The following is a 20,536-nucleotide window of genomic DNA, read 5'->3' as shown; positions in this document are numbered from 1 at the left end:
GGCGCGCCGGGTCGGCGCCTCAGTACGCCTCGTCCTCGGGGTCGAACCGGTCGCCGTACTCGCGGACGGGGTCGACCGGCTGCCCCCCGTCGGTCTCGGGCGCGACGTAGTCGATGAACGACTCGACGTCCGGCTCGCGGACGCGCACCTCGACGTCGATCTCACCGAGTTCGTCCGGATCGCCGACCGCGAAGTTGACGACGCCTTCGAGCGCCGCCTGCTTCTTCAACGAGAAGGCGAACCCGTCGTCGGTGCGGTTCTGTCGGAAGACGCGGCGGGCGGTGTCGAGGATCTCCTGCTCGTGGAGCACGTCGGAGAACGCGTCGAGGCTGTGCGTCTCGGAGACGAGCCGCCCGTCCTCGTGGACCGGCTCCGCGTCCGGGAAGACGTTCTCGACCGCGTCGGCGACCCGGTCGGTCACCTCCGTGTCGTGGACCGGCACCTCGATCCGAACGTCGACGCTGTAGATCACGCGCCGTCACCCCCGGCCTCGGCCGCCTCGGCGGCGTCGCCGTCCGAGCGGTCCGCGCCCTCACCGTCGACGCCCAGCACTTCGCGGACGCGCTCGCGGAACGCCGCGAGGCTGTCGGTGTTGTCGATCTCGACGTCGGCGCGCTCCAACGTCTCGCCGAGTCCGAGGTCGATCTCGCGGGCGTCGCGCCTGCGGAGCGACGCCAGGTCCGAGTCGGAGTCGTCGCGGCCGCGCTCGCCCAGCCGCTCGGCGCGGAGCTCGAAGGGCGCGCGGATCGCGACGAGCGTGAAGTCGTCGCCGAACGCCTCGCGGAAGCGTTCGAGCTCGACGGTCGAGCGGAGACCGTCGACGACGACGGTCTCGCCGCGCTCGCTCTCGGCCGCCGCCTCCCGGATGCGCGGGAGCGTCCGAGCGGCGATGGCGTCGTCGCCCTCCTCCTCGCGGGGCGTGCCGGCCATCCGGCCGTGGTGTTGCGCCGGGTCGAGCCCGCGGCGGCGACACTCGGCGCGGACCACGTCGCCCATGACGACGACGGGGATGCCAGCCGCCTCGGCCACGTTTGCCGCCTCCCCCTTCCCGCTGCCGGGGAGGCCGACGGTTCCGATGACGTTCATTACCGGTCGCTACTCCGCTCGCGGACTTAGGTCTGCTGTTGGCCGGTGCTGAGCGGCCCGCCGCGAACCGCGGGCGTTTTTTAGACGCGGCGGATCAGAGTCGAGTGAGGGCACGTAGCTCAGCCAGGATAGAGCGTCGGACTTCTAATCCGATGGCCGTGGGTTCGAATCCCACCGTGCTCGCTTCGAACCCGTCGGTTCTCGGGTCGTCTGTCAAACACCCGAATTTGGGGTCGATCGGGTCTCTGCGATCGGATCGTTAAATCGTCCGAGACGCTGCGGTTCGGGTCCCGTTCCGCAGATTAACGGGTCCCTCGCACGCATCCGACTTTCACTGGACGCGGCGCCGAGATCGCCTACCCGTGTTGCGGTTCTCCGTGGACCGTCGACCGGAACCGGCTCGGCGGGACCCTCGTTCGGCAGGATCCGAAATCGACCGTCGACCGCGACGGAAACGATACCGAGCCCGGCGGTGTCGACACGACGTCTCTCGAACCACCGATACGGAGCAGTATCGAGCACGCTCGCCCCCGCCACGACCCGGACGGCATCGCCCGCAACCTCGCCAAAGCGGAATCACGGACCTCGGCGTCCTCGATCGATCCCTCGTCGTCGAAGACTGTTGGTGGAACAGGTAGCTGCGGCCTCAGAATGACCCGCGCCTGTACACCACCCCCGGTCAGCGGTGGCCGGCACACCTTGCGCGTGAATCCCGGTCTCATTCCGTCTGGACACAGAGAATCTATCTGGCACCGGATTCTAGCCCGCCGTGAACTCAAAGAAGGCGAATGGATGCGGTCGAGGGGTCGATTTCGACCTCACCGCCGATCGGGATGGGACACGTCGGGTACGTGTGTCCGAACTCGCAATTGAAGACAACGGGAGCGTTCGGATTGTACGTCTCGACCGCGTCACTAATCGCCTCGCGCTGGCGCTCCCGATACTCCGCTCGCCACTCTCGCGGATTCTCTTCGATGTGTGAGCGAGCGGCGGGGCGCCCGACAAGCACACCGTCGAATCGTTCGAGAAGGCCGCGCTCGCCGAGTGCGCGAAGGTTCGCACCGACGACGGCCGGGTCAGGGACCAATTCGCTCGTCTCTAGCGCGAGGACAGTACCGGTCAGCGCGTCGGGGTCGGGCAGGTACCGATCGGCGAGGAACTGTTCGACGAGGACTGCGTAGCAACCGCCCCAGATCCGACCCGAGACCGCCTCTTCACCGCCGCGCCAGATCCGGCCGTCGGATTGTTCGATCTCGCGAGTAGTCTCGACCGACTCCGGATCTTCCCAGTCCCCGGCCTCGTCAGTGAACACCTCTGCTTCGGTCCAGTCGCCGATCGAGTCCTCGAAGAGCGCACGCCGCAGGTACTCCTCCGTGTAATCGAACATCTCTCCGTCCATCGCGTATTCGAGCAGCGTCGATCCGCCGTAGTACGAGACGATCCCCTGGTTCCAGAGGAACAGGGCCAGGTTCGTGTTGTCTGAGTACCCGTAGAACCGGGTCGGGTGTTCACGGAGTACGTCTCCGTCGAGATACGAGAGGATCGTGATCTGGTCGTGGCCTCCGATGTTTGCGATCACGGCTGAGACGTCCGGGTCGCGGAATGCGTTCATAACCTCCTCGGCGCGTGCCTCCGGATTGTCCGCAAGCCACTCCGGGTCGGCGGTCGCGGTCGGATACTCCACCGGATCGAGGTCGAAAACGTCGCGCATTCGCTCGAGACCGAGTTCGTAGACGAACCGCGCAGACTCGGGTGCGTTCGACGCCGGCGCGACGACCGCGACCCGATCGCCGGGTTCGACAGGGGGCGGAGTGAGGAACTCAGACACGACTGGGATCTACGAAGGACGTCATATATCTTTTATTCACCCGTGTGCCGCAGTATCAGGAATAATCGGGAGACTGGCACGAGACGCACGAGTGGACGCCCGATACCCGCTTCTCACTGCGCGAATTAAGCGTCGAGACGGTCTCCGTCCAGATTCACACGGCAGATCGCCCCGCAGAACACGGGAGAATACAACGCTTGCGTTCTGCGTTCGGCACGCGCTCAGCGGACTCTCAGCGGGAGAGGGTTCAATTGCGCCGTGATAACGAGTCCAACGTCTCGTGAGCTACCCCTTCCGGGAGCCATACGCCCAAGTGCTCGCTCACCGCAGTGACACACGTGTACCGACGAGACCTCAGAGACACCGACTACGACGGGCTGCTCGCCGACATGGCCGTCGCAGACCGCGTTGTCCAAGCCGCGGTCGGACCCGACGGGCGGATCGCGTACGCGAAGAACCGCGAGCTGACCACCGACGTCTGGCTGGCGACCGACGGCGAGGACCGCCGGCTCACGAGCCGGGGGGCGTCGGCCATGCGCTACGGGCGCACCGACGCGCGGTGGCTCGACTGGAGTCCCGACGGCGACCGGATCGCCTTCGTCACCGGCGACGCCGAGCTGGCGACCGTCGACGCCGACACCGGCGCGGTCGAGGTGCTGACCGACTTGGAGGGCGGCATCTCCGGCCTCGCGTGGGGCGAGCCCGGGATCGCGATCGTCACCGACGCCTTCTCGCGGGCGAGCCTCGCGGTCGTCTCCCCCGACGGCGACCGGATCGAGGCGATCGCGACCGGCGAGTACCTCTACGCCGACCCGCACTGGCAGGGCGACAGCGTCGTCGCGACGCGCTCGGCACACGCCGACCTGTTCGACTACGAGGCCGCGCTCGTCCGCGTCCCATTCGGTGGCGACGGCAGCGGGGCCGTCACCGAACTGTTCGCCGAACCGGGCGTCCGGGCGGCCTGTCCGCGCCCGCGACCCGGCGACGACGAGGCGGTCGCGTTCGTCCACGACGGCAGCGGATACGACGCGGTGTACGGCGTCGGCGGCGACGAACCCGCGGCCGACGGGAGCGACTCGCCGACGCCGATCTACGGCGTCCCGGAGACCGAGATCGCCGCGCCCGAGTGGAACGACGCGGGCGACAGGCTCGCCGTGACCGCCACCGCGGGCGGCCGGACGCACGTCCACGCGGTCGACGTCGACGGCGCGCTCGCGGACGCCGGCCCCGGGACGGGCGCCGACCCCGACGCGGCCGCCGACGCGACCGCCCTCGCGACCGGCGACGCGATCCACGGCGCACCGCGGTGGGACGGCGACCGCGTGCTGTCGGTCCGGGAGACGCCGACCGAGCCGCCGACCGCGGTCGACGCGGCGACCGGCGAGCGACGCACGCCGACGGCGACGGCGGGGCTGTCGGACCGGCTTCCGGCCCCGGAGGCGTTCACCTACGACTCCGACGGGACCGGGGTCAACGCGGTGGTCCACCCGCCCGCGTCGGCCGCCGAGCCGGACTCCGTCCCGCTCCTCGTGAAGCCGCACGGCGGTCCGACCGCCTTCGACGGCTTCGGTTTCGACCACCGGGCGGCGTACTTCGCGGCGCTCGGCTACGCGGTCGTCCGCCCCAACTACCGCGGCTCCGACGGGTTCGGTCGGGCGTTCCGCATGGCGAACGACGGCGACTGGGGCGGCGGCGACCTCGACGACGTGATCCGCGCCGCGGACGCGACGGCGGCGCGCTACGACGCCGTCGACGGCGACCGCGTCGGGATATTCGGCGGCTCCGGCGGCGGGCTGATGACCGTGAACGCGCTCGGCAACAGCGACCGGTTCCGCGCCGGCGCCGCCTTCTACGGCGTGTACGACTACGAGTCGTTCGTCGACGACACCGACGACGTGGGGTGGCAACTACTCAAGCGCGAGCTGGGCGACTTCGTCGCCGACCTCGACGCCTACCGCGACGCGAGCCCGATCCGGACTGTCCCCGACATCGACGACCCGCTCATGGTGCTCCACGGCGAGGAGGACGCCCGCGTCCCGATCAGCCAGTCGGAGCAGCTCGTCGCCGAGCTGGAGAAACACGACGCCCGCCACGAGCTCCGCCGGTACGAGGGCGAGCCACATGGGTTCGGCGAACTGGACCACGTCCTCGACGCGTACACCCGTGTGGCGGACCTGTTCGCGAAGTACCTGCGTCGGCTCCCGGACGACGGGAGCAGTCGGCCGTACGAGCCGCCGGAGTAGGCCCCGACCGGCGCGCTCCGAACGTCGGCGATCGCGGCGCGCTCCGCGCCCATCGGCCCGTGCCTCAGTCCGCGGCGGGCGGCGTCCCGAGGTACTTCTCGTTGAGTTCGTACTCGCCGTCGTCGCCCTCGACGAGGTACTCGCCGTAGTAAGGAACCCGATTGGCCACCACCTCCTCGAAGGTGTCCGCGATCTCTTCGCGGGTCATCTCGCCCATCGACCGGAGGTCGTCGTTGCGGTTGAGACACCCCTTCAGGTACCCCTCGTGGGTGACGCGGACGCGGCCGCAGTTGGCGCAAAAGTCCTCGTTCTCGACGGGGTCGACGATCTCGACCATGCCGCCCGTCTCGTCGTCGCTCGCCTCGCCGACGAAGTAGCGCTTCCGGTCGTGCATCTCGCGGTGTTCGACGCGGTCCGCCTTCTCGGCGAGCCAGTCGTGGACGCGCCCGATGTCGACGTTCCACTCCGGCTTGCCGGTCAGCTCCGGCATGTACTGGATGAGCTGGAGCTGGAGCCCCTCGTTGTCGGCGACGTGCTCGACCATCTCCTCGACGTAGCCCGCGGTGTGCGTGAACACGACCATGTTGAGCTTCACGGGGTCGAGCCCGGCCTCGACCGCCGCCTTCACGCCTTCGAGGACCTGCTCGTAGGCGCCGGACTTCGTCACCTCGGCGAAGTCGTCCGGGTCGAGCGCGTCCTGCGAGACGTTGACGCGGTCGAGGCCGGCGGCCTTCAGGTCCGCGGCGCGCCCGGGGAGGAACGTGCCGTTCGTCGTCATCGACACCTCCATCGAATCTGGCGTGCGCTCGATGATCTCCTCCAGGTCCTGCCGGAGCATCGGCTCGCCGCCGGTGAACTTCACGGCGTCGACGCCGTATCCCTCGACGACCTCGAGGAACCGGACCACGTCGTCGGCGCTCATCTCCGCGTCGCTCGGCTCCATCGGCCCGCGCGTATCGCCTAACCCCTCGTTGTGACAGTAGACGCAGTCGAAGTTACACCGGTCGGTAAGCGAGATCCGCACCCCCGTCACCTCCCGTCCGAAGTCGTCCGCGAGTGGGCCGGCCATGGAAGACAGGAACGACCACGCGCGCTTAAATATCCGGGTCGTTCGTGCGGATAGGTAACGTTTGTCGGTTACGTCCAAGCCGACGTGCGGCCGACCGACGGTTACGTCGAGACCGGTGAGCGGCCGACCGACGGTTGCGGTCCGAGTCCGCGCGGCGGTCACAGCGACACGCGCAGTCCGTCGGCCGCGGCCCGTACCTCGCCGTCGAACCCCGCCTCGCGGACGCTTTCCGTCATCTCGCGCTCGCGGCCGCCGGTGTGCGGGTAGAGGTGCGAGAGCAGGAGCGTCCCGACCTCGACGTCCGCCAGCGACTCGCCGAGGCTCGTCGGCGTCGGGTGATTCGACACGTCGACGTCATCTGGGAACGAGCAGTCGTGGACGAGGCAGTCGGCGCCGTCCGCGAACCGCGCCATGCCCGCGAACGCCTCGGTGTCTCCGGAGAGCGCGAGCGGGCCGTCAGCGGCCGCGGCGTCCGAACTCGGCGGCGAGAAGCGGTAGGCGAACCCGTCCATCGAGTGGCGCGTCTCCCGGGCCGTCACGTCGAACCCGCCGGCGGCGAACGGGCACGCGCTCGACACCTCGCGGACGGCGAGGTCGATCCGGCCGTCGAGGTAGTCGTGAACGCCGAGCAGGCCGTCGACGAGCGACTTCGTGCCCGCGGGCCCGACGACTTCGAGGTGTTCCTCGCCGGCGAGCCAGCGGGCCTTCAGGAGCGGCAACAGCGCCGCGACGTGGTCGAGGTGGTGGTGGGTCAGGAGGACCGTCGAGACGCCTTCGTAGCCCGTGTCGGTCCCCGCGAGCCGCTGGAGGACGCCGCTGCCGCAGTCGACGAGCAGCGATCGGTCGCCGTCGTTGAGGAGGTAGCCGGCCTGCGCGCGGTCCGGGACCGGCATCGCGCTGCCGGACCCGAGCACGGTGAGTTCCATGCCGACGGGTCGCGGCCCCACCCACCTAATTGGCTCGGCCGCGCGGCGGTCGACCGTGGTCGGCTCCGGTCCGATCGGACTCGCTCCGAGGGGCGGGTCACTTGATGAGGAACACCGGAACCGACGCGTCGTCGGCGACGCGGTCTGAGACGCTCCCGAGCGACCGAATCCGCTCGCGCGGCGACTTCCCCTCCGGGCTCATCACGATCACGTCGATGCCGGCCTCGTCGGCGTACCCGACGATCTCCGTGTCGGGCGTCCCGTGCGCGACGTGCGTCTCGGTGTCCAGCCCGGCCTCGGCGGCCGCGTCGGCGACCGCCGCGACGGCGGCCTCGCCCTGCGATTCGAGGTCCTCGACGACCTCGTCGTGGAGGTCGCCCGAGTTGGCGGCCGCGATCCGCCGGTCGACGACGTACAGCGCGTGGAGCGTCGCGTCGTGGTCCGTCGCGAGCCGGACCGCGTGTTCGAGCGCGCGGTCGACCGCCTCGCTCCCGTCGGTCGGAACCAGTATCTCGTCGTACATGCGTCGTCGTTCGCCCGGCCGAGGCTTAACCGTGGGGCCTCGGGGCCGGACTCCGGGAGCGACGCGCCCGTGCTAACTGCCGGGCGCGAAGCGCGCTACTCGCCGCGCCAGCGGCCGCCGATCTCCTCGCGCCGCATGCTGTTCGCCTCCCCGTCGCGGAAGACGCTGACGCGGCCGGTCTCCTCGCTCAGCGTCACCGTCGCCACGACCTCCGGGCGGACCGAGGTCTCGATGGCGCTCATGTGCCGCGACCCCATCCACGGCTCGTAGCTCACGTCGTCGACGAGATCGGTCTCCTCGTCGCGGGTGCCCAGGTCGCGGAAGCGGACCATCTGGACCTCGATCTCGCCGTCGACCGCGCCGACGACGCCGCCGTCCTGCGCGACGCTCACCGACTCCGCCGCCGTCGCGAGCGCGCCCCCGTCGAAGACGGATGGGGCGGTGTCGCGGGGCCAGCGGTTGTCCCCCATCGGGTCCGCGTACGCCCCGTAGTCGCTGTCGCCGATGACGGCGAAGTACAGCCCCGGTCCCTTCACGTGCGCCTCCTCCCACCCGTCGAAGGAGACGCTGACGCCCTCGGCGCAGTAGAGCAGCCGGTCGACGACCTCGCACACTCGCTCGTGGTCGCCGTAGTCGATGGCGAGGTCGCTCATCGCCGTCGGTCCTCCCGGTTCGGTCGCCCGCCGCGATTGCCGCCGTCGGTCACGGTCGAGCAAACGAGTCCCCGGTATATAAGAGCCACCGAGTGGGGCGGCGTCGCACGGCCGCCGCGCTCGCCCCGGGCGCTCGCTATCGCCGCCACTCCGTGAACAGTCGCGTGTCGAACCGGTCGGCGCGGACGAGGCCGACGCCGAACGCGGCCGCGACCGCCGCGGGCAGGAGGTTCCCGAACCAGACGTTGATCCCGCCCCAGAGGATCACGAAGCTCACCATGTCGTCGAGCATGAACTCGCAGTCGCGCAGCCGGTCGCGGATCCCGACCGCCGCGAAGGCGCGGTCGAGCGTGACGACGGCGACGATCGCCGACAGCACCCACCCGGCGTAGTTCGAGAGGGGCACGCCGTAGAACGGTCCGCCGCCGAAGTTCCAGAAGCCGAGCGACACTGCGCCGGGGTCCAACACGACGTCCATCGCGACGACGACCGGGATCACCGTCGCCAGCCGGACCCACACGCTGTCGGCGCGCGGGCCGAGCAGCAGCAGACACAGCAGGTAGGCGTTCATCACGAGCGGGATGAAGAAGACGGGAAGCGCGACCGGGACCCCGCCGAGCATCGGTCCGAGGTCGACCGTGTACGCGAACTCCCCGTACGGCCACCCGGTGGCGACGCCGACCGACTCGATGAGGTACGTGTACGCCATTAGGACGCCGATCCAGCCGAGCGCGCGGCGGTCGATCGTCGGTAGCACGCCGACGACCAGCGGCGAGCGCATCACGATCACGCCGAACAGCACGAACCACGGGTGGAACGCGAACGGCTCGGGCACCCACCCCTCGGCGCTGCCGACGAGCGCGATCGCCCCGACGAGCGGGAAGACGACCGCGATGGTGAAGCGGTTCTCACGGACGAGCCGGTCCAGCAGCGCCTCGGCCTCGTTGCGCGTGTCCGGCGCGCGCTCGCGGAGCGCGTCGAGCCGAGAGCCGGTCGTCGCGGCGGCGGTCGTCCCGGCCGATCCCGCCCGGTCGCCGTCGCTCACGGTAGCGCCTCCCAGAGCGGGTACACCCGCCAGAGGCCGCCCATCGACAGCAGCGTGCCGACGACGGTGTTCAGCGCCGGGAACCACCAGTACGCGCGGTCGACCGAGACCGACGAGCGCGCGACCCACGCGACGAACAGCGGATACACGCCGAGCAGGGCGCCCAGCCGCGGGTCGACGAGCCAGAACGCGGCGGCCGCGGCGGTCCACACCCCGAAGCAGTAGGCGTACGTGCGCGCCTCGCCGAGGACGGTCGCGGTCGTGTCGATCCCCGCCGCGCGGTCCGGCTCGATGTCCGGGATCGCGGAGAACGTGTGCATCCCCATCGTCCAGAGCCACGCGCCCGCGAGCGCCGCGAGCGGCGGGTGCGCGCCCGCAACCGTCGCGTACGCCGCCGCGCCGGGGAGGACGTACAACCCGTTCGACAGCGAGTCGAGGAACGGCGTCGTCTTGAACCGGGCCGGCGGCGCGCTGTAGCCGACCGCCAGGGCGAGGAAGCCGAGCAGGTACGGCCACGCGACCCGCGGGGTGATCGCGAGCGTCGCGAGCCCCAGCGCGCCGGACGCGACGACGGCGACCGAGACGAACCGGCTCCCTCGCCAGCGCGCCTCGCGGCCCTCCTTCTTCGGATTCAGCTCGTCGATGTCGGCGTCGAACACGTCGTTGACGCCGTAGAGGAAGACGTTGGCCGGCACGAGGAAGTACGCCGCGAGCGCGACCGTGACGGGCGTGAACAGCCCGCTCACGTCGCCGATCCCGTAGGTGACGCCGACGGCGACCGGCCCGGCGAGGTAGAGCCAGAACCGCGGCCGCGACAGCACCAGCAGGTACCGGAGCCCCTCGCCGCCGCTTCTCGCGGGCCGGTCCCCGCCCTCGGCGGTGGCTCGCTCGCCGTCGGTCGCCGGTCGATTCTGGTCGCTCACGGCGGAGATCACACGTCGTCGCCGGCCATCGCTTCCGCGGTCAGCCCCCCGCTGATGAGACACATCGGGACGCCGATACCGGGCGTCGTCGTCGATCCGGTGAAGTACAGCCCGTCGACCGCGTCCGAGGTATGCCCGGGCCGGAGCAGCGAGGTCTGCGTGAGCGTGTGCGCCAGCCCCAGCGCGCTGCCCGCGTAGCTGTTGTACCGGTCCGCGAAGTCGTCGACCGAGAACGTCTCCTCGACGACGACCCGGCCGCGGAGGTCGGTCCCGGTGTTCTCCGCGATGTCGTCGATCACGAGGTCGCGGTACCGGTTGCGGATCTCGGGGGTGTCACGGATCCCGGGCGCGATCGGGACGAGCGCGAAGAGGTTGCTGTGGCCCTCCGGCGCCACCGTGTCGTCGGTCTTCGAGGGGACGCAGAGGTAGTAGGCGGGGTCGTCGGGCCACTCGGGATCGTCGAATATCTGTTCGAAGTGTTCGTCCCAGTCGGTCGGGAGGACGAGCGTGTGGTGTTCGAGGTTCGGCACGTCGCCCTCGACGCCGAGGTACAGTAGGAACGCGGAGGGCGCGTACGTCCGCGACTCCCAGTACTCCTCGGTGTACTGCCGCTTGCGCTCGGGCAGCAGTTCCTGTTCGGTGTGCGCGTAGTCGGCGTCGGAGACGACGCGGTCGGCGAGGTAGCGCTCGCCGTTCTCGGTGTCGACCGCGAACGCGCCGTACCGCCCCTCGATCCCCGTCACCCCGGCGTCGGTGACGAAGTCGACGCCGAGGTCTTCGGCGAGTTCGACGATGCCGTCGACGACCGCGCCGATCCCGCCGTCGGGGTAGTAGACGCCCATGTTGTAGTCGACGTGGCTCATCAGGTTGTACAGCGCCGGCGTGTTCGTCGGCGAGCCGCCGAGGAACACGAGCGTGTACTGCATCAGCTGCTGGAGCTTCGGGTGGTCGAAGTAGTCCTCGACGTGCCCCTGCATCTTGCCGAGCAGCGAGAGCCCCCACGAGTAGCGCAGCACGTCGGTGTCCACGTAATCGCGCAGCCGCGGGCGGTCCTCGTACACGAAGTGTTCCATCCCGATCTCGTAGGTCCGCTGGGACTCCTCGAGGTACGCGTCGAACGCCTCGCCCGCGCCGGGCTCGTACGACTCGAATATCTCCCGGTTCGCATCGCGGTCCGGCAGCACGTCGACCTTGTCCCCGTCTTTCCAGAACACGCGGTAGTGTGGGTCGAGCCGCTCCAGCTCGTAGAACTCGTCCGGCGACCGCCCGAAGTGCCCGAAGAAGCGCTCGAAGACGTCGGGCATCAGGTACCACGACGGCCCCATGTCGAACTGGAAGCCGTCGACTTCGAGCCGGCTGGCGCGGCCGCCGAGCTGTTCGTTCTTTTCCAACAGCGTGACGTCCGCGCCGGCGTCCGCGAGGTAACAGGCCGTCGAGAGTCCGCCGAATCCGCCGCCGATAACGACGACGGACTCGCCGGCAACGCCGTCGATGTCCGGGACCACGTCCATACGCGATCCTAGGGACGGCTCCGGTATAAATCCGGTCAGACGCGTCGCGGGAAGGTCCCTGACACGTTCGGTCGGCGGGGCTCGCGACGGCATCGCAGCGGTCCGCCACGGCGACGGGAGCGCGCGAGCGGAGCGGCGGGGGCGGCCGGAGTGGATACCACTAAGTCGCCGACGCGCGTACTCCCGTTCACATGGATCTGACGGTCGCGATCACCGGAGCAACGAGTGGGATCGGGCGGGCCGTCGCCGAGGCGTTCGTCGACGAGGGGGCGTTCGTCGCCGTCTCCGGACGCGACGGCGCGGCCGTCGATCGGACCGTCGCGGCACTGAACGGCGCGGGCGACGACCCGGACGGCGACGCCGAGGGCGACGCGGACGCCGGGGACGGCTCGCCGGCGGACGACGGCGGGACCGCGTGGGGCGACCGCGTCGACGTGCGCGACGAGTTCGACCTCGAACGCTTCTTCGAGCGCGTCGCCCGCGAGGCCGGCCCGGTCGACGTCGTGTTCGCGAACGCCGGCGTGTTCCACGGCTCGCCGGGCGAGCGGCCGACGACCGAGGTCACGTACGCCGACTACGACGACACGATGCGCACGAACGCGCGCGGCGTGTTCGCGACGATCCGCGAGGCCGTCCCGCACCTGGCCGACGACGCGCGCGTCCTCGTCCCGTCGGGCGCGGTCGCCGCCGAGTCGAAGCCCGGGATGGGCGCGTACGCGGTGTCGAAGGCGGCCGCCGAGGGGGTCGCGCGCGGGTTCGCCGCCGACCTCGACGCGACGGTCGGCGTCGTCGACCCCGGGCTCGTCGCGACCGACCTCACGGGGAAAGAGCGCGCCCGCGACCCCGAGAGCGTCGCGCCGCTGTTCGTCTGGGCCGCCACCGAGGCGCCGGCCGGGGACCTGAACGGCGGTCGCCTCGGGTTACGGGAGTGGAAGTCCGCGACGCGGTAGGCAGTTTGGCGCGCGTTACTCGCCCGTCTCGATCGGCGCGCCGACGAGGTTCCCCCACTCGGTCCACGAGCCGTCGTAGTTCCGCACGTCGTCGTAGCCGAGCAGCTCGTGGAGGAGGAACCACTCGATCGACGAGCGCTCGCCGACGCGGCAGTAGGTGATCGTCGACTCGTCGCCGTCGACGCCGGCGTCGCTGTACAGCTCGCGGAGCTCGTCCGCGCTCTTGAACGTCCCGTCCTCGTTCAGCGTCGTGCCGATCGGGACGCTGCTCGCACCGGGGATGTGACCGCCGCGCTGGGCGGTCTCGTTGAGCCCCTCGGGGGCGATGACCTCGCCGGAGAACTCCTCGGGCGAGCGGACGTCGACCATCGGGATCCCCTCCTCGATCGCCTTGTCGATGTCGTCTTTGTACGCGCGGACGCTCTCGAAGGGACCGCGGGCCTCGTAATCGCGGGGCGTGAAGTCGGGCTCCTCCGTGGAGAGCGGGTAGTCGTTCTCGACCCAGTACCCCTTCCCGCCGTCGACCACGCGGATGTCGTCGTGACCGTAGTACTTGTAGATCCAGTAGCCGAACAGCGCGAACCAGTTCGGCACGCGGCCGCCGCCGTACACGACGACGGTGGTGTCGGCGTCGATGCCGCCCTCACCGTTTCGCGCCGCGAAATCCCCCTTCGAGACGATATCGCGCTCCGTCTCGTCGGTGAAGACCGCGTCCCACTCGAAGTTCAACGCGCCGGGTATGTGGCCCTCCTCGTAGGGCGTGTACTCCGACTCGTCGGTGACGGTCGGGTTGTTGATCTCGACGAGCCGGTGGTCGGCGTCGTCGTCCTGAAAGGTGTCGAGGCGCTCTTCGACCCAGTCCGCCGTGACGAGTACGTCTTCGGACATCACCCGTAGTATGGCCTAAGCCCGCTTTGAACGTCCGATAATGGCGGTTCTTTCCGGCGCCTGTGACGACCGGCAGCCGGCCGGAACGCCGGATTTCGACCGCCTCGAGCGCGCTCGCTCGTTTATTCCGGCTGACACCTACCGGATCACCGTCACTGGCACGTCCGCCTTGTCGACGACGCTCTTGGCGACGCTGCCCACGACCTGCTCGCGCTCCTCGGAGAGCCCGCGGTGACCGACGTAGATCGCGTCGACCGTCTCTTCGGCCGCGTACTCGGTGATCGCGTCGGCCGGCCGGCCCGTGAGCAGTTGGGTCTCCACGGTGATCGGCTCGTCGACCGCCTCCTCGGCGATGGCGCGGGCGCTGTCTAAGACCCCCTGCCCGGCCTCGACGGCCGCGTCCTCGCCCGGGAGGATGATCGTGCCGTCGACCAGTTCCGAGTCCGGCGTTAACACGTGGGCGATCTCCAGCGTCTCGTAGAACGCGACCGCCTGTCGCGCCGCGTACCGGACCGCCTCGTCCCCCTCCGTCGATCCGTCGGTCGCAACGAGGTAGCTCATACGCGGAGATGCGTCCGACGGACACATAATTCCTGTCGGGCGTTCCCGGTCTGCGGCTCTGCCGGCGGCGACTCCGCGTCGCGCCGCGGGCGGCGACGGCGGATTCCATCGTCCGCCGGCACCCGCCACCGGTCGGAGCCGACCTTACCGTCCGCCGGCGTTCGCTCCCGGCCGGACCGAGTCGCCCTCGGAGGCGTGGATCGCGTCGAGCACCTCCTGAACGCGGGTCGCCTCCGCGAACGAGACGAGGTCGCCGTCGTCGCCGTCGAGCGCGCTCGCGAACTCAGTCAGGAGCGCGCGCACGCTGTCGCCGCGCTCGTCGACGAGCGTCGCCTCGGTCTCGCGGCCGCGGTCGCGAACGAGCCGGTACCACTCCGTCAGCGACAGCGACGCCTCCTCGCCGACGACGGTGACGCTGTTCTCTTCCTCGCCCTCATGGTCGCACAGCAGGTCGAGCGTCCCGCGGACCCCGCCGGCCCGGAACGTCGCGACCGCGTCGTCCTCATAGGTGTCGGGTCCGGAGTACCCCACGTCCGCCGAGACGGTCTCGACCGGGCCGAACAGCTCACGGACGCCGAACAGGAAGTGCGTCCCCACCTCCCGGAGCGGGCCGCCCTGCTCGCGCGACTCCAGCCACGCCACGTCCTGCCACTCGCGGGGCCACTCGGGGAACCGGAACCGGAGTTCGACCCGACGCGGGTCGCCGACCTCGCCCGCTTCGACCGCCTCCCGGAGCCGGACGAAGCCGGGGGTGTAGCGGAACGGGAGGTTCACGGCCGTGACGCGGTCGGTCTCCTCGGCGAGCGCGACGAGCTCGCGGCCCGTCTCCGCGTCCGCCGCGATGGGCTTCTCGCAGATCACGTGTTTGCCGGCCGCGAGCGCGTCGGCGACAACCTCCCGGTGCGCGAGCGGCGGGACGCCGACGTAGACGGCGTCGAGGCCGTCCGTCTCGACGAGCGCCTCGTGGTCCGTCGTCGTCGCGGTGCGGTCGGTCCCGTGGTCGGCCGCGAGCGACGCGGCGCGGTCGGCGTCGAGGTCGCAGGCGGCCGCCAGCTCGAACCGGTCGTGGTCCGCTATGACGCCCGCGAGGCGGTTCCCGATGACGCCGCAGCCGACGATGCCGATCTGTATCACGCCCGACGAGAGCGGGCGGACGCGCTTGTAGCTTCGGGAGCCGGACTCGACCCGGGCCGCCTTCGGCCGGTCCCGACCGCCTCAGGAGTCGTCCAGCGGCCGCGCGACCATCTCGCCCCACGGCTCGAAGCCGTGGCGGTCGTAGAACGCTCTCGCGCGGTCGTTCGCCGGGTCAACGTCGAGGACCAGTCGGTCGAGCGGGAGCTCCTGGTCGGCCGCGAGGTCGAGCGCGGCGCCCAGCAGGTCGTCGGCGACGCCGGTCCCGCGGTGCTCGGGCGCGACGTAGAGCTCGTTCAGCACCGCCGCGTCCCATATCATCGCCAGCCGTTCTGGGAGGACGAAGACGTAGCCGACGACCGCGCCGTCGGCCGCCGCTTCGTCACCGGGCCCGTCGGCGCTCCCGTCGACCGCGACGGTCACGCACCGGGGGTCGGCGGCGACGCAGCGGTCGACCCAGTCGAGCCACCGCTCGCGGTACGTGTCGGTGAGCTTCTCCGCGTAGGCGGCCGCCTTCCCGTCGCCGCCGGTGCTCTCGCCGAGGCCGCGCTCGAAGGCGACCTTCGCCGCGTAGAGCCCGTCGGCGTCGCGCTCGCGGTCGTAGGGCCGGATTTCGGGTGTCACGCGTCGCCCTCCGCGGAACCTCCGCTCCCGTCGCCCGCCGACTCGTCGCCCCCGGTCTCCGCGCCTCCACCCTCCTCGCCCTCCAGCACGTACTCCGCGAGCGTCGGGACGAACGTGCCGATGTCGGTGACCATGCCGACCGCCTGCGCAGAGCCGCGGTCGAGCAGCTGGGTGACCGTGGCGGGGTTGATGTCGACGCAGACGGTCTTCGTCGTCGACGGGAGGCAGTTGCCGACCGCGACGGAGTGGAGCAGCGTGGCGAGCATGAGCACGATGTCGGCGTCGCGGGCCTGCTCGCGGATCGCGTCCTGCGCCTCGACCGCGTCCGTGATCGTGTCCGGCAGGGGGCCGTCGTCGCGGATCGACCCCGCGAGGACGGTGTCGACGCCGTTCTCGACGCACTCGTACATCACCCCCTCCGTGACGACCCCGTCCTCGACGGCTGCCTCGATCCCGCCGGCGCGGATGATCTCCGAGATGGTCCAGATGTGGTGTTTGTGTCCCTTCCGCGGGTGTTCGAGCGTCTCAACGTCCATCCCGAGCGAGGTGCCGTAGATCGAGCGCTCCAGGTCGTGGGTGGCGAAGCCGTTGCCCGCGGAGAGCGCGTCGACGTAGCCCGCGGCGACGAGGTCGGCGAGCGCGTCGCCCGCGCCGGAGTGGATCACCGCGGGGCCGGCGACCACCATCACGGTCCCGCCGTCCGCCTCGACGGCGCGGAGCTCCGCGGCGACCTCACGGATCGTCGACTCGGAGGGGCGCTCCGCGGAGACGCCGCCCTGCATGAAGCCGAACGCGCCGCCGCCGCTCCGGGGGCGCTCCGGCGGGTTCACCCGGATCCCGGACTGGTCGGTCGCGACGAGGTCGCCCGCCTCGACCGCGCTGAGCGTCTTGGTGCGGGCGCGCGCCGCCCCGTCGTTGCCCGCGTCCGATGCGTCCGCTCGGTCTCCCTCGCCGGCGTCCGCTGCCGGCTCGGGTTCCACCACCAGCGCGCAGTCCATCTCGATCCCCTCCACGTCGATCCACTCGCCGTCGTACAGCACCTCGGTCGGGTGGTTCGTCGTCGAGTAGAAGTTCGGCGGCACCACCTTGTCCGCGGGCGCGGGGACGAGCTCCACGTCGGACGGGTCCTCCAAGACCGCGCCGTTCTGGTGGAGCTCGTGGAGGATCGCGCGCAGCGTCTCGGGGTCGTCGGCCGAAACGGCCAGCCGGCAGTACGACTCCTCGGTCTCGTGTTTCCCGACGTCGAACCGCTCGACGTCGAACGAGCCGCCAAGGTCCATCACCGCGCCGAAGCAGCGCTGCATCGTCCCGCTGTCGATGAGGTGCCCCTCCAACTCGACGGTCCGCGACTGGGTCATACGGAGGCGTCGCGCCCCCCGGTAAAACCCGTTTCCCTGCCGCCGTCGCTACCGCCCGATCGTCCCCTGCCGCGTCACCGGCGCGTCGGGGTCGACGAGGAACGCCACGACGGTCGCGCCCTCGTCGCCCGCGGTCACGGTCGGCGGGGCACCCTCGCCGGTCCACAGGGCGCTCTCCGTCTCCGAGAGCGCGGCGTCGCCGACCTCGGCCGACCCCTCGAAGACGTACACGTAGGCGTCCCGCCCCTCGACATCGGGGAGCGTCGCGCCCGCGCCGGCGTCGAGCCGAACGTCGTGGCAGTCGACCGCGTTGCGCACGGTGAACGGGTGGTCCGACCCCGCGGGCGCGAACACGCGACGCCACTCGTCCGGTTCGGGGTCCGGGAGCGGGCCATGCTGGATCCCGGGCTCCAGACCGAGGTCGTGCGGGCGAACGAATATCTGGAGCATCCGGAGCGGCGGGTCGTTCGCGAGCGTCTCCTCGGCGTGCCAGAAGCCCGATCCGGCGTTCATCACGAGGAGGTGCTCCGCGTCGGTGACGAGTTCGTTCCCCTCGCGGTCGTCGTGGCGCATCACCCCCGCGGGCACCCACGAGACGATCTCCTCGTCGCGGTGCTGGTGCATCCGGATCAGCGTGCCGGGGTCCATGAACGACTCGACGACCGTCGAGAGCGGGCCGTACCCGTGGTCGTCGTGGTCCGGGAGGTTCCGCCCGGGGAAGTTGAATCGCGTGCGGAACTTGCCCTGATCTCGAAAGACCTCGGAGCGAGGCGCGGGGAAGAGGTCGCGGTCGGCCGCGGCGGCGGAATCCATTACCAGCCCGTAAAGTCCCGTCGAGCAAAAGCCGTCCGGTGGGGGCGACGCCCTCTTACTCCCCGCGCCCCTCGATCCGATATCGTGACGACCGTCCTCTCGGACCGCGACCGGCGCAAGCGGGACGACCGCCCCGACGGGACGTTCTACGCCGACCCGCGGTTCGTCACCCACGCCGACGACGCGTTCCTCGACCGGCTGACCGCGCTGTACGCGTCCGTGACCGATCCCGGCGACCGCGTCCTCGACGCGATGAGCAGTTGGGTCTCGCACCTGCCCGACACCGACTACCAGCGCGTGGTCGGTCACGGGCTCAACGAGGCCGAGCTGGCCGAGAACGACCGGCTCGACGAGTTCGTCGTGCGCAACTTCAACCAAGATCAGTCGCTCCCGTTCGCCGACGACGCGTTCGACGCCGTCTGCTGTGCGCTGTCGGTCCAGTACCTCCAGTACCCCGGCCCCGTGTTCGAGGAGTTCGCCCGGGTCCTCGCGCCCGGCGGAACGATAGTCGTCAGCTTCTCGAACCGGATGTTCCCGACGAAGGCCGTCCGCGCGTGGCGGGCCGCCTCGATGGACGAGCGCGCCGACCTCGTCGAGCGGTACCTCGACGCCGGCGGCTTCGACGTGACGGACCGGATCGCGGAGCGCCCGGGTCAGGAGCCCTTCTACGCCGTGGTCGGAACGCTCCCGTGACCCCCCGCCGCGCCGCGGCCGCCGTCGTCGACATCGGACTCGCGCTGGCGCTCGGCGCGGCCGCACGCCTCGCGCACGTCTACTGGTACCGCGCCTTCGCGACGAGCGTCCCCGTCGACCTCGCCGGCTCGGTCGCCCTCGGGGTCGTGTTCGCCGTCGGCCACCTCGTCGTCGCCTCCGGCGACCGCGTCTCTGCCGCGACGGAGCGACGGCCCGACTCGCGGGCGTGGGGGCCGCGTCGAACCGCCGCCGCGTTCGGCGTCGGGTTCCTGCTCCACGCCGCCGTGGCGCCCGCGTTCACGCCCTTCGGCCTCGAACCGGCCGGCGTCAACGCGGCGCTCGCGGCCGGGGGTGTCGCGGTCGGGCTCTGGTCGCTCGGGGTCCGTCGCGCGGCGCGGACGGGAGCGTAGCCAGCCCGGAACAGGAGCCGGGACCGACGGCGGTCCCGGTCAGTCCGCCGCCGCCGACTCGGCCGCTTCCAGCCCCGAGCCGCTCGGCGGCCGGAGGACGAACACCGCCAGTCCCGCGGCGACCGCGAGCGCGCCGCCGAGGGCGAACGTCGGCGTCCAGCCGAGCGTCGCGACGAGGTAGCCGGCGACGGTGCCGGAGAAGACGCCGCCGCCGACCTTCGCGGTGTACAGGACCGCGTAGTTGCCGGAGGAGTTGGCCGAGCCGTAGTAGTCGGCCAGCAGGGACGGGAAGTAGACGTACAGCGGCGAGGAGAAGAACATCGCGCCGAGGACGAACGCGACGAAGACCGCGCCGTTACCGGCCTCGCCGGCGGCCACCAGCCCGACCCGGAACAGCCCGGCGAGGAGGAACGAGCCCGCCATCACGCGCTTGCGGCTGAACCGGTCGGTCGCCTCGCCGAGGATCAGCCGCGACACCCCGGCGGCGATGGGGAGGAGCGTCGCGGAGAGCGTCGCGATCAGCGCCGCGAGCCCGAAGTTCTCCGCGAACCGGACCACGTTGGCGATCACGAGGAGGTCCGCGCTCGCCATCGCGATGAACATCGCGTACAGCAGCCAGAACTGCCACGTCGAGAGCATCTCGCGCGTCGAGTAGTCGCGGCCGCGGATCGACGCCGCGAGCCCCTCGTCGCCGTCCCCGCCGTCGGCGTCGTCCGTCCGGTCCAGCCAGTCTTTCGGCGGGTCACGGAGGAGGAACGACCCGACGAGCGTCACGAGTAAGATTCCGATCCCGATGTTGCGGAGCACGTCGCCGTACCCCGCCACGGTCGCGTTCACCCGGACGTACGGGACGACGAGAGCGCTTCCGGCCGCGAACGCCATCGTCCCGACGCCGGTCGTCAGCCCCGTGCGGTCGGGGAACCACTTGACCGCGGTGTTGACCGCGACGGTGTACACGATGCCGACGCCGACCGCGCCGAGCGAGTACAGGAGGTACAGCTGCCAGAGGCTCGTCGCGTACGCCAGTCCGATGTACCCGCCGCCGGCGAGGATCGCCGCGAGGAACGTGAGCGTCCCCGGGCCGCGGCTGTCTCGCCACTTGCCCGCGGGGAACTGTGAGAGCGACTGGAACACCACGTAAAACGAGAACACCGCGCCCAGCGCCGGCAGCGCGATGTCGAGGCTGTTCGCGAGCGGCTGCTCGATCGACGACCAGACGTACTGGTACGGGCTCACCGCCGCCATCATCCCGGCCGCAGCGGCGATGTGCCACCATCCGCAGGACACGACGCTGTCGGCCG

Annotated in this window: 21 protein-coding genes and 1 tRNA gene; 5 read left to right on the top strand and 17 right to left on the bottom strand. The window is 70.8% G+C overall.

Features of this window, described 5'->3' with window-relative positions; translation table 11 throughout:
* Window positions 1–19: 19 nt before the first annotated feature.
* On the bottom strand, window positions 20–472 hold the full coding sequence (locus B9G38_RS03170; RefSeq protein ID WP_049930931.1) for an RNA-binding domain-containing protein: 453 nt from the start codon (window positions 470–472) through the stop codon (window positions 20–22).
* The gene (locus tag B9G38_RS03165) at window positions 469–1,086 is read right to left on the bottom strand and encodes an AAA family ATPase (protein WP_086219448.1); all 618 of its coding nucleotides are present in this window, start codon (window positions 1,084–1,086) and stop codon (window positions 469–471) included. The genes B9G38_RS03170 and B9G38_RS03165 overlap by 4 nt, the downstream gene beginning before the upstream one ends.
* 108 nt (window positions 1,087–1,194) lie before the next feature.
* Between B9G38_RS03165 and B9G38_RS03160 the strand changes: the two genes are divergently transcribed.
* Window positions 1,195–1,269: transfer RNA gene (locus tag B9G38_RS03160), tRNA-Arg, on the top strand.
* A 592-nt stretch (window positions 1,270–1,861) separates the two neighbouring features.
* Here B9G38_RS03160 and B9G38_RS03155 read toward each other — a convergent pair.
* Window positions 1,862–2,914: a S66 peptidase family protein gene (locus B9G38_RS03155; protein ID WP_086219447.1), complete on the bottom strand. Its 1,053-nt coding sequence runs from the start codon at window positions 2,912–2,914 to the stop codon at window positions 1,862–1,864.
* 338 nt (window positions 2,915–3,252) lie between these two features.
* Here B9G38_RS03155 and B9G38_RS03150 point away from each other — a divergent pair, with 338 nt between their 5' ends.
* Window positions 3,253–5,157 carry a prolyl oligopeptidase family serine peptidase gene (locus tag B9G38_RS03150; RefSeq protein ID WP_143415352.1) on the top strand — a complete coding sequence of 635 codons (1,905 nt, stop codon included), beginning with the start codon at window positions 3,253–3,255 and terminating at the stop codon, window positions 5,155–5,157.
* 64 nt (window positions 5,158–5,221) lie between these two features.
* Here B9G38_RS03150 and moaA read toward each other — a convergent pair whose 3' ends face one another.
* The 7 genes from moaA to B9G38_RS03115 form a co-directional block, all read right to left on the bottom strand.
* Complete coding sequence (moaA, locus tag B9G38_RS03145) at window positions 5,222–6,226, bottom strand: GTP 3',8-cyclase MoaA (protein WP_049930938.1); 1,005 nt, start codon at window positions 6,224–6,226, stop codon at window positions 5,222–5,224.
* Between the two features lie 158 nt (window positions 6,227–6,384).
* Window positions 6,385–7,152, bottom strand: coding sequence for an MBL fold metallo-hydrolase (locus B9G38_RS03140; RefSeq protein ID WP_086219445.1), 768 nt, complete (start codon window positions 7,150–7,152; stop codon window positions 6,385–6,387).
* Between the two features lie 97 nt (window positions 7,153–7,249).
* A complete protein-coding gene (locus tag B9G38_RS03135) occupies window positions 7,250–7,675 on the bottom strand; it encodes a universal stress protein (RefSeq protein WP_086219444.1) in 426 nt (141 codons plus the stop codon).
* A gap of 95 nt (window positions 7,676–7,770) precedes the next feature.
* Window positions 7,771–8,328, bottom strand: a complete 558-nt coding sequence (locus B9G38_RS03130; protein ID WP_086219443.1) for a diadenylate cyclase — start codon at window positions 8,326–8,328, stop codon at window positions 7,771–7,773.
* 136 nt (window positions 8,329–8,464) lie between these two features.
* On the bottom strand, window positions 8,465–9,373 hold the full coding sequence (gene cruF, locus B9G38_RS03125) for a bisanhydrobacterioruberin hydratase (RefSeq protein ID WP_049930944.1): 909 nt from the start codon (window positions 9,371–9,373) through the stop codon (window positions 8,465–8,467).
* Complete coding sequence (locus B9G38_RS03120; RefSeq protein ID WP_049930946.1) at window positions 9,370–10,308, bottom strand: prenyltransferase; 939 nt, start codon at window positions 10,306–10,308, stop codon at window positions 9,370–9,372. Before B9G38_RS03120 ends, cruF begins: the two co-directional genes overlap by 4 nt.
* Window positions 10,305–11,807 (bottom strand): NAD(P)/FAD-dependent oxidoreductase, encoded by a 1,503-nt coding sequence (locus B9G38_RS03115; RefSeq protein ID WP_086219442.1) that lies wholly within the window; start codon window positions 11,805–11,807, stop codon window positions 10,305–10,307. Before B9G38_RS03115 ends, B9G38_RS03120 begins: the two co-directional genes overlap by 4 nt.
* 191 nt (window positions 11,808–11,998) lie before the next feature.
* Between B9G38_RS03115 and B9G38_RS03110 the strand changes: the two genes are divergently transcribed.
* Window positions 11,999–12,757, top strand: coding sequence for an SDR family oxidoreductase (locus B9G38_RS03110; RefSeq protein ID WP_086219441.1), 759 nt, complete (start codon window positions 11,999–12,001; stop codon window positions 12,755–12,757).
* Window positions 12,758–12,772: 15 nt separating this feature from the next.
* Here B9G38_RS03110 and B9G38_RS03105 read toward each other — a convergent pair whose 3' ends face one another.
* From B9G38_RS03105 to B9G38_RS03080, 6 genes are all read right to left on the bottom strand, one after another.
* The gene (locus B9G38_RS03105; RefSeq protein ID WP_086219440.1) at window positions 12,773–13,645 is read right to left on the bottom strand and encodes a sulfurtransferase; all 873 of its coding nucleotides are present in this window, start codon (window positions 13,643–13,645) and stop codon (window positions 12,773–12,775) included.
* Between the two features lie 138 nt (window positions 13,646–13,783).
* Window positions 13,784–14,206 (bottom strand): universal stress protein, encoded by a 423-nt coding sequence (locus tag B9G38_RS03100; protein WP_049930953.1) that lies wholly within the window; start codon window positions 14,204–14,206, stop codon window positions 13,784–13,786.
* A 144-nt stretch (window positions 14,207–14,350) separates the two neighbouring features.
* A complete protein-coding gene (locus tag B9G38_RS03095) occupies window positions 14,351–15,340 on the bottom strand; it encodes a Gfo/Idh/MocA family protein (protein ID WP_086219439.1) in 990 nt (329 codons plus the stop codon).
* Window positions 15,341–15,421: 81 nt separating this feature from the next.
* A complete protein-coding gene (locus B9G38_RS03090) occupies window positions 15,422–15,961 on the bottom strand; it encodes a GNAT family N-acetyltransferase (protein WP_086219438.1) in 540 nt (179 codons plus the stop codon).
* Window positions 15,958–17,319 (bottom strand): TIGR00300 family protein, encoded by a 1,362-nt coding sequence (locus tag B9G38_RS03085; RefSeq protein ID WP_086219437.1) that lies wholly within the window; start codon window positions 17,317–17,319, stop codon window positions 15,958–15,960. The genes B9G38_RS03090 and B9G38_RS03085 overlap by 4 nt, the downstream gene beginning before the upstream one ends.
* 48 nt (window positions 17,320–17,367) lie before the next feature.
* Window positions 17,368–18,132 carry a pirin family protein gene (locus B9G38_RS03080; RefSeq protein ID WP_086219436.1) on the bottom strand — a complete coding sequence of 255 codons (765 nt, stop codon included), beginning with the start codon at window positions 18,130–18,132 and terminating at the stop codon, window positions 17,368–17,370.
* An 84-nt stretch (window positions 18,133–18,216) separates the two neighbouring features.
* Between B9G38_RS03080 and B9G38_RS03075 the strand changes: the two genes are divergently transcribed.
* Window positions 18,217–18,825 (top strand): class I SAM-dependent methyltransferase, encoded by a 609-nt coding sequence (locus tag B9G38_RS03075; RefSeq protein WP_086219435.1) that lies wholly within the window; start codon window positions 18,217–18,219, stop codon window positions 18,823–18,825.
* Window positions 18,822–19,235 carry a hypothetical protein gene (locus B9G38_RS03070; RefSeq protein WP_049930965.1) on the top strand — a complete coding sequence of 138 codons (414 nt, stop codon included), beginning with the start codon at window positions 18,822–18,824 and terminating at the stop codon, window positions 19,233–19,235. The genes B9G38_RS03075 and B9G38_RS03070 overlap by 4 nt, the downstream gene beginning before the upstream one ends.
* Window positions 19,236–19,274: 39 nt before the next feature.
* Here B9G38_RS03070 and B9G38_RS03065 read toward each other — a convergent pair.
* A partial coding sequence (locus B9G38_RS03065) for an OFA family MFS transporter (RefSeq protein WP_143415350.1) occupies window positions 19,275–20,536 on the bottom strand: 1,262 nt, incomplete at its 5' end.

Source organism: Halorubrum sp. SD612, from assembly GCF_002135005.1.
The sequence above is the reverse complement of the archived record's forward strand: the minus strand, read 5'-3'. Positions and strand labels throughout refer to the sequence as shown.